This window comes from Propionivibrio dicarboxylicus, from assembly GCF_900099695.1.
In the GTDB taxonomy this organism is placed as follows: domain Bacteria; phylum Pseudomonadota; class Gammaproteobacteria; order Burkholderiales; family Rhodocyclaceae; genus Propionivibrio; species Propionivibrio dicarboxylicus.
On sequence record NZ_FNCY01000001.1, the window covers coordinates 582,985 to 597,314 of the forward strand.

General features: G+C 51.9%; 15 protein-coding genes. 9 read left to right on the forward strand and 6 right to left on the reverse strand.

The annotated features are described in order from the left end of the window. Nucleotides 1-42: 42 nt before the first annotated feature. Nucleotides 43-1,455 (reverse strand): caspase family protein, encoded by a 1,413-nt coding sequence (locus tag BLR25_RS02860; RefSeq protein ID WP_091932997.1) that lies wholly within the window; start codon nt 1,453-1,455, stop codon nt 43-45. Nucleotides 1,456-1,723: 268 nt separating this feature from the next. Beyond that, nucleotides 1,724-2,590, reverse strand: coding sequence for an AraC family transcriptional regulator (locus tag BLR25_RS02870; RefSeq protein WP_091933004.1), 867 nt, complete (start codon nt 2,588-2,590; stop codon nt 1,724-1,726). A 143-nt stretch (nt 2,591-2,733) separates the two neighbouring features. Here BLR25_RS02870 and BLR25_RS21160 point away from each other — a divergent pair, with 143 nt between their 5' ends. Then, entirely contained in the window at nt 2,734-3,009 is a 276-nt protein-coding gene (locus tag BLR25_RS21160) for a hypothetical protein (RefSeq protein ID WP_176785722.1), read from the forward strand. Between the two features lie 65 nt (nt 3,010-3,074). Here the strand turns inward: BLR25_RS21160 and BLR25_RS02875 are convergent, their stop codons facing one another. Together BLR25_RS02875 and BLR25_RS02880 are read right to left on the reverse strand one after the other, a co-directional pair. Next, entirely contained in the window at nt 3,075-4,007 is a 933-nt protein-coding gene (locus BLR25_RS02875) for a DUF4435 domain-containing protein (RefSeq protein ID WP_091933008.1), read from the reverse strand. Nucleotides 4,008-4,010: 3 nt separating this feature from the next. Beyond that, nucleotides 4,011-5,351, reverse strand: coding sequence for an AAA family ATPase (locus BLR25_RS02880; RefSeq protein WP_091933012.1), 1,341 nt, complete (start codon nt 5,349-5,351; stop codon nt 4,011-4,013). A 259-nt stretch (nt 5,352-5,610) separates the two neighbouring features. On the opposite strand from BLR25_RS02880, the gene BLR25_RS02885 reads away from it, so the two are divergent. The 4 genes from BLR25_RS02885 (at nt 5,611) to BLR25_RS02900 (ending at nt 9,202) form a co-directional block, all read left to right on the forward strand. Next, a complete protein-coding gene (locus tag BLR25_RS02885; protein ID WP_143009748.1) occupies nt 5,611-5,961 on the forward strand; it encodes a hypothetical protein in 351 nt (116 codons plus the stop codon). 12 nt (nt 5,962-5,973) lie between these two features. Further along, entirely contained in the window at nt 5,974-7,050 is a 1,077-nt protein-coding gene (locus tag BLR25_RS02890) for a hypothetical protein (RefSeq protein ID WP_091933018.1), read from the forward strand. A 230-nt stretch (nt 7,051-7,280) separates the two neighbouring features. Continuing rightward, nucleotides 7,281-7,421 (forward strand): hypothetical protein, encoded by a 141-nt coding sequence (locus BLR25_RS21165; protein WP_176785723.1) that lies wholly within the window; start codon nt 7,281-7,283, stop codon nt 7,419-7,421. Between the two features lie 167 nt (nt 7,422-7,588). Next, nucleotides 7,589-9,202, forward strand: coding sequence for a recombinase family protein (locus tag BLR25_RS02900; RefSeq protein WP_176785724.1), 1,614 nt, complete (start codon nt 7,589-7,591; stop codon nt 9,200-9,202). Nucleotides 9,203-9,367: 165 nt separating this feature from the next. Here BLR25_RS02900 and BLR25_RS20875 read toward each other — a convergent pair whose 3' ends face one another. Both BLR25_RS20875 and BLR25_RS02905 read right to left on the reverse strand, forming a co-directional pair. Then, nucleotides 9,368-9,934, reverse strand: coding sequence for a hypothetical protein (locus BLR25_RS20875; RefSeq protein WP_143009749.1), 567 nt, complete (start codon nt 9,932-9,934; stop codon nt 9,368-9,370). Next, nucleotides 9,864-11,237, reverse strand: coding sequence for an AAA family ATPase (locus BLR25_RS02905; protein WP_091933028.1), 1,374 nt, complete (start codon nt 11,235-11,237; stop codon nt 9,864-9,866). The genes BLR25_RS20875 and BLR25_RS02905 overlap by 71 nt, the downstream gene beginning before the upstream one ends. A gap of 245 nt (nt 11,238-11,482) precedes the next feature. On the opposite strand from BLR25_RS02905, the gene BLR25_RS02910 reads away from it, so the two are divergent. From BLR25_RS02910 to BLR25_RS02925, 4 genes are all read left to right on the forward strand, one after another. Next, nucleotides 11,483-11,953 (forward strand): hypothetical protein, encoded by a 471-nt coding sequence (locus tag BLR25_RS02910; protein ID WP_091933031.1) that lies wholly within the window; start codon nt 11,483-11,485, stop codon nt 11,951-11,953. A gap of 67 nt (nt 11,954-12,020) precedes the next feature. Then, nucleotides 12,021-13,088 (forward strand): replication initiation factor domain-containing protein, encoded by a 1,068-nt coding sequence (locus BLR25_RS02915; protein ID WP_091933034.1) that lies wholly within the window; start codon nt 12,021-12,023, stop codon nt 13,086-13,088. Further along, nucleotides 13,025-13,417 carry a helix-turn-helix domain-containing protein gene (locus BLR25_RS21895; RefSeq protein ID WP_425438674.1) on the forward strand — a complete coding sequence of 131 codons (393 nt, stop codon included), beginning with the start codon at nt 13,025-13,027 and terminating at the stop codon, nt 13,415-13,417. Before BLR25_RS02915 ends, BLR25_RS21895 begins: the two co-directional genes overlap by 64 nt. Further along, entirely contained in the window at nt 13,318-14,292 is a 975-nt protein-coding gene (locus BLR25_RS02925; protein WP_425438675.1) for a tyrosine-type recombinase/integrase, read from the forward strand. Before BLR25_RS21895 ends, BLR25_RS02925 begins: the two co-directional genes overlap by 100 nt. The last annotated feature ends 38 nt before the right edge of the window (nt 14,293-14,330 follow it).

Below are 14,330 nucleotides of genomic sequence, written 5' to 3' on the forward strand. Positions count from 1 at the left end.
ATGCCATGCGCACCGCCTGCGCATGGCGCGTCGGACGGGCACCTATGGCGTCGACAGCTTGATCTCGGCGGTCAGGCTGGTGTTTTCCCAGGGGGTCTGGCGACCGTTGGTCTCGTTGACGACCGATTTACGCACGTCGCGGAAGATGGCTTCGAGCGCGCTATTTTCCCTGTCGAGGCGCGCGATGAGTGCCTTGGTATAAGGACTGTTGGAACCGCTGCCATCTTCGGCAACCTTGCCCGGCGAGGTCGAGAAGGCGATGAAGGTTTCGACCGGCGCCTCGATCTGGGCGAGGCCGTGCGCCTGGCGACGGAAACGTTCCGGGAACGGGTTGTCGCGACAGGCATCGAGGATCAGGATCTTGGCGCCCTGGGTGGCGATGCCCAAGGCCGACAGCATCTCGGTGGCGTCGATACTGTGCGCCAGCACTTGTTGCGGCGAGCTCATGTCCACATCGGTGCCGACCAGGTAGTTGCGGCCGTTGATCTCGACGCCGTGGCCGGCGTAATAGACGAGCGCGATGGCGCTTGAGCGGGCTTGCTCCATGAAGGCCCGCAGGCCGCTTTCCATCAGGTCGTGATTGGCGTCGATCAACACCGTCTGCTTGAAGCCGAGAGCTTTCAGCGAGGCAGCCATCGACTTGGCGTCGTTGCGGGTATTCTGCAGCGGCGAAATCTTGTAGCCGGCGTTGCCGATAATCAGCGCGACCTTGCTACCTTCCGGCTGCGGCGCGGTCGCCGGCGCCGGCGATTCCGCCGTCGTCAGCCGGTTCGTCGCGTTGCTCTTGATCAGGGTGTCGAGTTCTTGCAAGGTGCCGAAGTCGAGCCGCCCGTCGGGAATGCGCAGCGCCGCGTAGCCGCTGCCGGCGCCGTTGCCTGTGCCGGTGGTGGCGAGCGAATAGTAGCCGGTGACCAGCCTGTCGTTCAGGTCGATGCGGTCGATGACCATCGAGAACGAGGTGAAGACGTTGCCGACCAGTGCCCAGTTGCAGTAATGCGGCGCGAATTCGAGCACGACCTTGCCGGCTCCGCTCAGTGTCAGCGTGCCGTCGGCATGGGAGCAGACGAGTGGCGTACCGATGAAGGTTTCGCGCAGGGCGATGCGCAGGTTGAGGCTGTTGGCGACCGGGCCGTCGGTGACCGAGAGGAAGCTCGCCGACTTGAGCGCGCCGCGTCCCGGGATTGGCCCGCCGAGCACGAACATGCCCAGATCGTTGGACGTACAGGGGTTGTTCGGTCCGCTGGTTTCGCAGGCGGAGAACTCGCGCGACAGGCCGTCATAGATCAGCTTCTTGATCGACTGGATCGAACGCGTCGCGTTATTGGCGTCGATCGGTGTGCACACCCGGTTGTTGCACAGGACCGTCACTTGCACGCGATCGACCGGCGGCGCGGACACGCAGCCGGCCAGCATTGGCAGCAGCGCGATGCAGAGTGTCGAGACGAACCGGTTCATGCTGTGCCCCCTTCGGATAGCCAAGTACGGCCTGGGTGCGACCCCGCCGCACGCTAGGCTTCCTTAAAACTCTAGCATACCGGCTGTAGTGCCGCGATGCGGAGGATGCGCGGCGACGCGGCATTCAGTCCGCCGTGTGGGAAAGGATGCCGATTGCGTGCGATATCGGCGCATTCCTGGTCGTTGGCGCAGCGTGGCGGATCGCAGCGGCCGCCAGGGGGTGTGTCGGCGTCATTGGCCGGGGCGGAAACGCAGCCGCCCTGGGCCGTCACTTCAAGGGCAGGTAGATGTCCGTCACCAGGTCTGCTTCCGAGGTTTCCGGCAGCAGATTCAGGTAGTGGAAGTAAAGCGGGAAGTCGCGCAGTTCTGCTCCGCTGCTGGGCAGCCATTGCCGATACAGTGGGTAAATGCTCTCGCCAATACGTGAGTGCGATCCGTAGTGGCGCACTTTGGCGCAGCGGCCGCCGGGGATGGTTTTCATGACGATGCCCTGCGCATTGGCGGGGACTTCCGTTTTGATCTCTCCCGCAATATCGAAACGGAATTCCGCCGGGGGCGTCGTGTCGGGGTTGTCGTAGGCGATGCCGAAAGTTCGATGGCTGTCCTTCGGGGACAGGCCGGATTCTTTGCGCCAGGCGATGAATTCGCCCACGGCATGATTCAGTTTTTCGGTGGGGCCGCGGTGTTCCTTCACTGCGATTCGGGTTGTTTCAAAATCGACGATGTCGACCTGCACGATGGTATTCCTTTCGGGTAAGCGGAATCGATAGACCGCGTGCCAGGCATCCCAGTCGGGGGCTTTCCTGAAGGCCGAAGGGGTCTGGCCGAAGGTTTTGCCGAAGGCACGGGTGAACGATTCCGGGGTTTCAAAGCCAGCATCCAGAGCGATGTCGATGATCTTGGCGCTGTGATCGAAGGCGAGCCGATAGGCTGCCTGCCGAAATCGAAGCAGCAAGATGTATCGCGCCACGGTGATGCCGATGTAGTCGGCGAACTGCCGGTGAAAATGGAACCTGGAGAAATTCGCGAGCTGGCACAGCTGCTCGACGCCGAGCGGTTCGTCGAGGTGCTGTTCGATGTGATCGAGCACTCTGTCAAATCGGGCGGCATAGACGCTGGCTTTGCTTTCGTTCATTCGCGGTTCATTCTTCACGGGCCGCACTATGCGTAATTTCCGGTGCTGAGGCCTGACAAAAATTGCTCAGATCCCCCCGGCATGCCAGGTGTGACTGAATTGGCACGGCCTTTCAGGACACGCTGTGCTTGGTCGGGATTCCGATGGTCGAACTCTACCGGAGAAACGTCGTTTGCAAGCCTAAACAATGGCGCCAGATGGCGAGGTACGAAGTGGTGCCAGGCAGGGGAAGAGAAGTGCGCCGTGCTTATTTCGTGCTTTCGCTGTGGGGCCGAGTCCCTAATCGTCCCCGCAGAAAACAAAAAAGCCACCCGGTGAGGAGTGGCTTATTTGCTTGTTTTCAAAAAGTTGCGTGGCGCGCCAGAAGCGGTGAGTCTGGGCACTGGATTGTCGATCTTCTTGTAAATATCAAAAAGTGAAAAATTTGAATTGTCTGCAGTAAAACTATGCGCTCTCAATTGTAGGGGCTGTTTCTTGATCATGGTCAAGGGGGCCAGCCTGCCAATTTGGTTAAGAACTTTATGAGACACGGAGGCGTCGTCGCGTATTGGCTTAACTCTGAAATTGTGTTTGCTTTTGTGAGATTCAGCTTTACCGAATAGCCTTTCCGACAAAAAACATGCTCTTTACACGAGCATGCTTCTTTAAGTCGGCAGAGAATTATTCGAATGAACTCAAGTTCGTATTTGCCACGTAGCTCATAGCATAAGTTAGTTCCATGAAACGATGGGATGGAACTGAAATCGATATTTTCAATAGGAATAGATTCAGGATAAAGAGAATTTAGATCCTCATCTGCAATCAACCTTTCAACTTTATCGAGGCAAATGCTGACAACTTGCTCAAGTCTGACATTTTTTAAGTTAAGCCTTTTGATTCCACTATGTTTTTCGGCTAAACGGTGAGCCTTGATGAATAAGTTGAGAGGGAGAATCAGCTCGTGAAACGCGTTCTGACATTCCAGTATGCGATCGTAGATCTGAGTAAACTGCTCATTTAGTCCTGCTTGGTCGGCTAAGCCAAATTCAGCAGAAAGAATTCGCTTGATGGCCTGAGGGTCACAATATAGATTCTCTATTGAATAGCATGGGGTCTCGTAAATTTCGTCAGCCATGGTTCTGGAAATTGGCTCGTCAAAGTCTCTGTCAACGAAGAAGGCGACTGTGTGTTTGTCATAATAAGTTCGTGACCTTATTTCTCTCTGTGTCTCAAGGACGGCATTTTTTCCACCACAATTAATAGGGTGCCACGGTCTATGGCCGAAAACAAAGTTAATCCTGCCACTGTAATATTTCTCGTCTTCGCCTTCAAAGAAGCAGAAGATGGCCTGTCTATCTCGTGCTGCAACTCTGCTGAAAATCATGAAGGCAACCGATACCGATTCGGTTGCCTCCAGCATTTTTTCTACGCGACCCATTTCCTAGAGCTCCGTAATGTACTCTACGAGATCACTGGTGTAAGGCCTTAGATCGTTTTGAAAAATGAACGGAGAGTGAGTTGTGCAGAAAAGAAATCCACAAATACCGGATTGAACGATATGAGGAAGAAGATTCTTCTGCCACTCAAGAGATAAGGACAGTTCTGGTTCGTCAAAAAAAATAGCAACTGAACGATGTTTCTCCAAGAAAAGCCGGGAAAATAAGGAGATTATTTGTTTCTCCCCCGAGGAAAGGGTTTCGATCATCACGCTTGCCTTATTCTTCTTGCGGACAATATCTATTTCTACAGAGCTTTCGTTGTAGACAACTTCCTTGTCAACGAGATACATATTGCATATGGCCGTAAATTTCTTAATCGCCGAGTCATTTTCCTTTTGTTGTTCATAGACTTTAACCAAATTCGCCATGAAGTAAGATAATGAAGCATTGTCGAGTATCCGACGATTGTGGATCAAACTCATTATGTGTTGCTTATTTTCAGGACTTACGTTGTCTCCGACGCGATCGAGAACAATTCTGAGAGCTTCTGCACTGCTAAGGCTATTGCGCATATCATCATCAACATTTACCCCGGTTATTAGTTGAGTAAGCATTTGGCCGTTGACGCGCGCAAACCATCGGATAGAAGAATTCTTGATCTCAGATGTTATTTCGTTAAAACGCGCGGTAACGTCGCTCATTCCGAACTGAATAAAATTTCTATCTATTCCTCTGTCTGGTATCGTTTCGCCGAGGTTTCTTAAATCTTCTTCGATCCTTCGGTAAGTCGGCAGGTATATAAGGTCAAATGGAAACTCCTCTTGTATAACTGATCTGGCCTCGATAAGGCGCTGACCCTGTAAATTCAATGGCGATAGCTCGCGAACGAGAATTTCAATCCATGATATTAGGTTCGCTTCATCGACATTCATCCTCTTCCTGGCTTCTGCGAAATAAGGAGAAGCTTTAAGGACGGAACGGTTGCCTTGACAGAATAGATCGTAAATTTCTTGGATGTGTTCTAGAGGCAGGAATGCTTTGAAATGCTGGAAGATCCCTGGGGGGATTTGAGCGTCGTTTACTTTCCATCTAAGGTCTTCTTGGGTCAGAAAAATTTCTCGTCCAGAGGAGAAAGTCACTGAAATTTGGGAAAAATTGGTTTTGCGAAGCTTGTTAAAATTTCCCGCAATTAGGTTGTACAGCGCATTCAGTACTGTAGTTTTTCCGGCGCCGTTTTCCGCTATCAGTATCTTTACTGTATTTGCGAAATCAATCACTACGTTACGTTCTCCATGAAGATTGGTGATGGAGAAACGTTGTATTGGGCTATTGCTTATGGTCATATCGATTTGCTCCGCACATCCCGTTCAAGTAACACGGGGGGCTATAAATACATCGGAATAAAAAGCCTTGCATGGAACCCTATCACTACGGGAATCGAGTCGCAAGAAGACATGAGCCGCCAAGCGCCCGGAGCCGATGCGAGGACGCCGGGCGGCTCATGTCTTAGTGAGTCCAGGAGTGCAGATTTTGCGCGGGTGTTGACGTGGGTTTCTTCGGTGGGTTACAGTGGTGTAACACAAACCACTAGGAGATGATGTCATGACATCAGATAAAAACGAACCGACTGCTGCCAGCCTTTTGGCCGCGATGGTGATGGGGTCGGCCTCAATCGGAGGTGTTGTCGCTTCTGTTCAGCGCAGCCATCGATTTCCGTTGCCGGAATTCATTCAGATCGAGAATTTGGCTCGGATGAGCGAGGTCTCGGTGTCACAGATAATTAATCAGCTCATCGAGTGTGGTCTTGATGCGGTTAAGAGCAAGCTTCCCGATGAAGTGGTTCGAGAAATGACCATCGATAGGAGAGGGACGAGTAATCGCAAGACGGTGGTAGCCGTTCAGGGGCCGAAAAAGAAGAGTCGTCCTGCAAAGACCAGCAAGGGTAAAGACTGAGCGGTCTGAATCATGGCCTTTCGCAATTTGCTCTGCGGCGTCGACACACTTGTCGTAGCTGAGTACCTCACCCGAGAGGCGAATAGCGTTTTTGATTTCGAGTGGCTTGCTGTACAGCGCGACTCGATAAAGCAGGCCAAGTTGCGCCACTCTGTACCCTTGGTCTTGGGTGCAGAAGAGTTCTTGTTGGCAAGCCATGGGACCGGGAGTGGTTATCCGCTCCTGCTGGAGAACGATGCTTTCAGCATCCAGTGCGGGGAGTTCAACAAGCCGAACTTTTATGTGACCTATCGAAGTCACGCTCTTTGGCATTACGGTGCCGATGAACTGCACGGACGCTTTCTACGTTGGGCCAAGTCAGTTGGGCTGGAGCCGTTTCGTGCCGAGAGCCTATCGCGTGTCGACTTTGCCTTTGACTATTGGATCGATGCGATCGATTTCGATGAGGACAGTTTTGTCACGACGGCGGTAAAGGACGTCCAGTACCGGAAAAATGGGCAGGTCCAGACGTTCTCATTCGGTACTAGCCCGATTGTTCTGCGGGTTTATAACAAATCCGAGGAGATCGCTGAGTCGAGCCACAAAACGTGGTTCTACCCCCTATGGGGAGATACTCAAGACAACGTTTGGCGCATTGAGTGGGAAATCCGTAAAGCCATGCTCCGGTATATTGGGATAAGGACATTTGCCGACTTGCGTGAGCGCCAGGGCGACTTGCTCCGCCCTTTGGTTGAATCAAGCGCTTCGCTACGCAGAAAGACGGCGGATAGCAATCGGTCACGGTGGCCGCTGCATCCCTTGTGGTCTGATCTTTCCGCGAGGATTAGCGAATTAGATTGCCTTGGGGTGTTGCGAGAATGTGATCCCGGCGCACAGTTGGATGAGCGAATGCTTCGCCTGAGTATTGCTGTCTATGGGTATCTCAAACGAATCGCCTCGATTCACGCGTTGCAGCGCGGCAAAGCCCAGGTAACAAAAGAAGATGCGATGACTTGCTTGGGGCGTCAAATTGATCGTCTGCACGATCCGCTATTATGGGATGGTGAGGTCAAGCGACGCATGGATGAAACGAGGCTCGGCCAATGGTGAGCCAATTGCGTAACGATATCGTCGAAGCGGTTCACGGGCGCTTGAGTCGCATCCTCGATGCTGCGGCGATAGGGATGCCGACGGAGTGCCAGTTTCATGCGTTTCGCAAGATCGCGCTCGATGAGTTCGGAAATCAGGGACTCCTACCGGAATTGGATTCTCTGCTAAAGCGGTACGGACAGGGTAGGACAGGGCAGGCCGATACAGCAGGAAAGGAGGTGCCACGATGAGTGAGCGAAACCATCCTGCTCGATATTCGGCTCAAGCCCGAATCCCTCGATATGCCGCAAGAAGCTGAAACTGATTTGCTGGCCTCGGTCTATCCCGAGTTGCTGGTGTTGATGCAGCAGCAAAGCGAAGCCGAGGACTGATAGCAACACCACAGCGCCCCATTTGCCGCATGGCGACCAAAAGGGCGATGAGTGACTGGCTGTCAAGGTTGCGCACGCGCACAAAGCTTGACCTTGATAGACGGGCGCTCATCGCCAACATCACGCCATGCGGTGAATGGGGAGCCGGTCATTACGGAGTGAGAACCATGCATGTTGCGCTTTATGCGCGTGTGTCCACGACGCGCCAAGCCGATAACGATCTGTCGATCCCAGACCAAATCCGTCAGTTGAAAGACTGGTGCAAGGCCAACGCTTGCACGCCGATCCGCGAATATGTCGAATCGGGAGCCTCGGCGATGGATGACAAGCGGCCAGTGTTTCAACAGATGATTGCCGATGCTCAAGCGAAACCGGCAGCGTTCGAGGCGATTCTGATTCACAGTTTCTCGCGCTTCTTCCGCGATGGTATTGAGTTTGGCAGCTACGAACGCAAGCTCAAACGGCATGGCGTCAAAATCATCTCGATCACCCAGCCGACGAGCGATGATGCTGGTGGCGACATGATGCGGCGCATCATTAACCTCTTTGACGAACACCAGAGTCGCGAGAACTCGAAACATACGCACCGCGCCATGTGCGAGAACGTGCGGCAGGGGTTCTATAGCGGCTCAAAGGCGCCGTTTGGATTTAAGGCTGTGGCCACGGAAATATCGGGAAGCCGGGGGCGCAAGCGGAAGAGGCTCGAACTCGATCAGGCTGAAGCTATCATTGTGCGGACGATCTACGATCTGTACCTCAACGGATTCCGCGGCAAGACCCTCGGTATCAAGGAAATCGGTAAGCACCTCACGCAACGCGGTCAGCTCATGCGCGGTAATCCGTGGAGCATCCAGAAGATTCACAAGATCCTGAGTGACCGTGCCTACCTTGGCGAGCATGTCTTTAATAAGCGTTGCTCCAAGACCGGGGAGAAACGCCCCGCCGACGAGTGGGTGACTTATCGATCTGAGCCAATTGTGACCCCTGAACAATTCCACGATGCACAGGCGCTCCGAAAAGCCCGCTCGCCGCGCAACACACCCCCGAGGCTTGTGAACTCCCCGACGTTGCTTACAGGGCTGCTTAGATGCGCTTGTGGGCACCGCCTGACAGCGGTGACGGGCAAGAGTGGTCGTTATCACTACTACAAGTGCGCGAATCGCCAGAGCAAAGGAAACCATGCCTGCGATAGCCGGAATATCCCGATGGAAAAGCTTGATGCGCTGATCCTCGATCAATTTGCCGAGAAAATCTGCGCGCCAGAGCGTTTGAACCAGCTCATGACCGAGCTACGCAAGCGGATCAGGTCGAGCAAAAGCACCGAACAAGAGAAGGTCAACGCGCTGACCAAGCTCCTGAAGGAAGTTGAAAAGAAGCAGCGGAATTTGCTCGATGCCGTTGAGAACGGTCTGGCGGTCGATGAAGTGGTGCAGCGCAGGTCGCAGGAACTCAAATCAGAACGTCAGTCCCTGATGATCGAATTGACTGGCGTCAGGAGGATTCATGCGGCTCCGCAGGATCGGATTCTGCCGAGCCAAGTAGAAGCGTTCAGCAAAGCCATTCGGGCGAAGCTACAGAACAAGGATTTCGCGAAGCGCTACTTGCACGCCTTGGTCGATGAGATCGTGGTGACGGGTGACACGGCAACGATGAAGGGGAGTTATGTCGCGCTTGCTCAAGCGATTTCAGAAAAGAAAAAGGGCACTTCAGAAGAAGTGCCCAGTTCCATGTTCGCGTGGCGCGCCCGGAGCGATTCGAACGCCCGACCCCTTGGTTCGTAGTCCATTTCTTTGAAAATAAGTCAATAAAATTCAAATTGTTATGTGTTTGTGTTGTCCTTCTGGCAACAACACGCAGTCACGCCACAGGCACACCAAATGTGGGAGAGATACATTCAGAACAATTTTAAAGGTTGGAGAACAAATGTGATGGGTGTCATTCTCGGATTATCGTAGCATTCTTGCCGTCTCTGCCTTCGCTCCGTCGCGTAACCATTGCAATGGGGTTTCCTCGATTTTCCCTGGATTTACCCATACAAGTTTCTTCACATGAGCTGATACGCCTGTCGTGTATTGAAACAGCCTGCGTACCGTGTCATCAAGTGCAGAAACTCTGTTGTCAGTTGCTCCGGCGCATTCGACTAGGTGGCTATCCTTTAGCATCGCCCGTTTTTGATTGGGCGTCGATTGCGATGATGAAATGGCATTGCGAAAATCCATGTTTGCAGGATCTTCTGTGAGAACTTCGATTCGCCGTCTTGCTACCATGCTTGTACGCCAACCAAGAGCAAAGTTTGATTGATGTTTATTCCATTCGCGAGACATCTCTGGACTAAATACTACTTTGTATTCGTGGTTAATTATCTCGGAGAGATAGTCGCGACAGTAAATAGCCAAAGGGAATGTGGCGGAGTCATTGCCGCTGGCGCGGGCAACGCTTGCATCAATAACCAGGCTTACTGGTTGTCTTTTTTTGGGCATTTTTTTCAAATAACTTACGTTCAGCGGCAGCAAGATAGGCCCGTTGGGCGATCATGGTTGTTTCGTCAAAATCTTCTGGCCAGTCTCCAAAGGAACCTGTCTCATCTAAGTCGGCTGCGGATATTACCGTTTCCCCCTTTTGGTTCCGGGAAAACCAATGAAGTTGTACCTTGTCAGCGGGAAGCCTGTCGCTAGCGACTAGCTCTTGAATTCCGAGTAGCAGTAAGGAGCTGTGAGTCTCAATGACCAACTGGATTCCCCGTAGAACCGCGTCTCCCAGTATTGAACCTAAAATCCATTGGGCTTTGGGATGAAGATGAATTTCAGGTTGCTCGATATACACAATTTGGTCTTTAGCCGCGACATGTAGAGCTACGATGACTGGCAGTATCTGAGACATGCCAAAGCCAACGTCTGCAATACTGACGTTGTCTCGCGATTGCTTACTGTTATTGGTAACCCGGCCGACTTTGATTTCTACCTGTGTGTCATCAACTTGCTCTGCCGTGACCCTTGATGTGAGACCAAGTTTTTGCAAGTCACTGGCTAATTTGTCGAGTCTAGGATCTTGTTCTTTTTGCCAATGGCTAATAACGCTCGCCACATAGTTTTCGAATGTTCCAGGGAACGTTCCTTCAAAAGCCGTGGTGCGATAGGTACGTGCAGGGTTTCCTCTCAAGCCTGGGACATGAATTAGCTTTTTTGCCAATTGTTGCAGTGCTTGAGATTGCGGAAGTTCTGTTTGGAAAAAGGTGTATTTCTCTCGTAGCATCGATAGCTTAAACAGGCATCGGTCGCGTGAGATTTCCCAGGTTATGTCCTCCTTTGGTTTGAACATATCAATGAGGCTTAAGCCTTCGTCATTAATGCTTCGGATGAAACTCAATACACTCTCACTTGCTGGTCCCTGTCTGACGTCTATTTCTGCTCCTTCGTGTGTGTAGCAAATCCTATGTAGCTCAATACCTTTTCCTTCAACTCGCTTAAATTCGACCTTTAGGCTGTGTTCTGAGTCAAGATGAAAAGCCAGTGAAAAACAGCTAGCAGTTTGACGGTTGTTCAATCGGGACATCATTTGGTGTGCTGATGTCATACGTACGTTAGGACCGTCGAGCAATAAAGAGCCTGGGTCGTATTGGGCTTCTAATGTTTGTTTCAGAAGCAGCAACGGTTGCATGATGCTGGACTTTCCTGAGCTGTTGCTTCCAGCAAGGATAGTCAGTGGGCGTAGTTTGATTTCTTGTTCCGAAAATAGGGATTTGAATCCACAAACGGACATTGATGTGAATTTTCCCCTAAAGAGCGATTTCGTTGTTTTTGCGGTTGGTTTAGCCATTGTTTTGTTAGGACGTCAATGTTGACAGGGGGGGCGAAGCGTTATGTCTTCGATTCATTCACTATAACTTGCTTTATGTGAAAAGAGCGATACAAGATCATGAGTGCCGCGACGGCCACTTCGTCATATTTTAAGACCTTGATAATTGAAAGTGCTAGTGGTGTGGTCAGTTCAGGAGGGTGATGGGTGGAGGGTTGTTCAAGTTTCCTTTTGTGGGTATATTCTCAGAATTACTAGGAGGGAACATGGAGAAAGATACCGATAGCCAGATTGGCTCGGAACCATCGGACGGCTTCCTTAGAAAAGTTGAGCTGGCAAGTATTGAGGCGCTTGTAAAGCTCTTAGGAATGGAGCGGAAAGAGCCTCCAGATAGGGTTCATCGTCTTACCGCCGATCAAGAAACCCGACTTCGTTATATCGAAAATGAGGCGGTTACGAGTTTTCAAGGTGATTTAACTCAGCTTGAGGCTGCTCTCGGGATGATGAGGATGGGGTTCCATTTTGGATGGAAGGTGCTCTACATCATCCACAGCAAAAAGACCGTGCGGAATTATGAGGAGATTCTCAATATTCGGATTCGGGAAGAGTTTCCCGAGGTGGGACCAAGTAGCTACCGTTCTGTTGGGTTGAATCTGGCACTACGTTATTCAAATTTCTGGAAGGTTGTCGGCGGAACGATAAAAATCCCGCGACGTAGGGATGTGTCAGAGATTTAGCAAAGGGAACTTGTGATTTCCTTTTGTGTGGTGTATTGTTCGGAGGAATTCTTATGTTTCCTCTGAAATGGGCGTTCATCAATCCTCAGAGTTTTCAACAAACTCATCAGAAAATGTAACCGGCCTCGGGCTGGGCGCACGGATTGCCGCGCAAGCGGCAACCGTACGGCCAAACGAGGCCGGAACAGAAGCGCTTGAGGTTGGTGCGACGGCTGAGGTGGCCGAATCCCCCCGTCTGGTAATACGGGGGGAAAATCATTCGAAGGAACCAAATCTCCAGGCTGCGTTTGTTGATTGGTTAAATTTCACTCTTCGCTTTCAGATTACTGGTAACGAAAAACTTATCGAGTTTGATGGGTTGCTGCGCCGCTCCTTTGGATTCGGTATAGGAGCGAACCGAAGGAAAGGGCATCTCAACTATAAAGACTCCTGGGTGCTTGGTGATGGTTATGGAATTTTTGGAACCGGCGGGCATTCGGTTGCTGGAACCTCGCTGATTAGTCTGTCGGGCGAGGGGTGTTGTGTTATCAAAGATTGGCTCGCGGTTCATGATTTCATCAAGGAGCATCGCGGGCGAATTACTCGGGTTGATCTCGCGCATGATGATTACGAAGGGCTAATTTCGCTTGAGCAGCTCCGCGATTGGTATGAGGCCGGTGACTTTCATGCCGGAAAGGGGCATCCGCCAGCGGGCGAATACGTCGATGATTTCGGCTCCGGCAAGGGGAAGACTCTATATGTCGGGAATCGCAAAAACGGCAAGCTCCTACGGATTTATGAAAAGGGAAAGCAGCTAGGCGATCCTCGAAGTAGTTGGGTTCGTTGGGAGGTGGAACTCCACAATCGGGATAGACGAATTCCGCTTGATGTATTGCTTACACCCTCCATGTATTTAGCGGCTTCTTATCCTCCATGCGCCTGGATTAGCAAGGGGCAATCGCGTATCGAAACCGTTACGCGAACAGCGAAGATCGAACTCAATGTGTTAGTCGAGGCCGCCCGGAATAGTTACGGAAAATTGATTTGGTTTCAATGGAAAATTCTGGAGCTTTCGCCGCTTGAAATCGTTGAATGTCTCGCCGTGCGAGGCGTTCCGAAACGCCTGGATCATGCCTTTCCGGGGGAGGTGTCGTGAATACCTTTACCCTCCAGGAGGCAGCGGGCTTTCTAAAAATGCATCCCGAAGAAGTCCGAAGGCGAGCAAAAGCCGGGCTTATTCCGGGGGCGAAGGCCGGTCGCGCCTGGGTTTTTCTTGAAGAAGATCTAGCCGATTGGTTGCGGTCGAAGTATTCCGGGCCGCGTCCTTTTCCCAAAGTCTCGCTAAATGATGAGGTTCAAGGATGCCACTCTACAAGCGTGGATCAATCTATTGGGTCGATGTTGTCGCACCCAATGGTGAGCGAATACGCCAGTCTGCTGGGACTGAAATCAAGTCGCAGGCCAGAGAATTCCACGACAAGCTGAAAAGCGAGTTATGGCGGTTGTCGAAGCTCGGCGAGAGGCCTCGTAGGTCATGGAATGATGCTGTTGTTCGTTGGCTGAAAGAACAATCGCATAAGGCGACGATTGAAACGGACAAAATACATCTCCGCTGGTTGGATGCCCATTTGTCAGGGGTCATGCTTTGTTCGATTAATCGTCGCATGATCGACAGGATTACCGAGGCAAAATTGGCAGAAGGGGTGAGCAATGCAACAGTAAACCGCATCCTTGAGGTGCTTCGAGCCATTCTGCGCAAGTGCGTTAATGAATGGGAGTGGCTTGATAAAGCGCCACAAGTACGAATGTTGAGGGAGCCGACGCGTCGGATTCGTTACTTGACGCGTGATGAGGCAAAACGGCTAATTTCGGAATTGCCACCCCATTTGGCCGATATGGCGGCGTTCTCACTGGCGACGGGTCTTCGTCGTGCTAATGTTACCGGGCTGCAATGGTCGCAGGTCGATTTGGATCGCAAAATTGCTTGGATTCATCCTGATCAGGCCAAAGCTAGGAAGGCGATTTCTGTTCCTCTGAACGTCGAAGCGGTGGCGTTGATCCAAAAACAGTTGGGAGGACATCCTGAGCGCATTTTTAGCTATCGAGGTAGGCCAATCCTTCAGGTGAGTACGAAAGCCTGGTATCGCGCGCTAGAGCGTGCAGGGATCGAGGACTTTAGGTGGCATGATTTGCGCCATACGTGGGCAAGTTGGCATGTGCAAGCTGGAACGCCATTGTTTGCTTTGCAGGAAATGGGAGGGTGGGAGAGTTCGGAGATGGTACGGCGCTATGCACACCTTGCCGCGGATCATCTCGCGCCATATGCTGATCGCTTGGAATCGTTAATGATAAACAACTAGTTTGTCTTGCTACCTGAAATGACTCTGTAGGGGGGGGT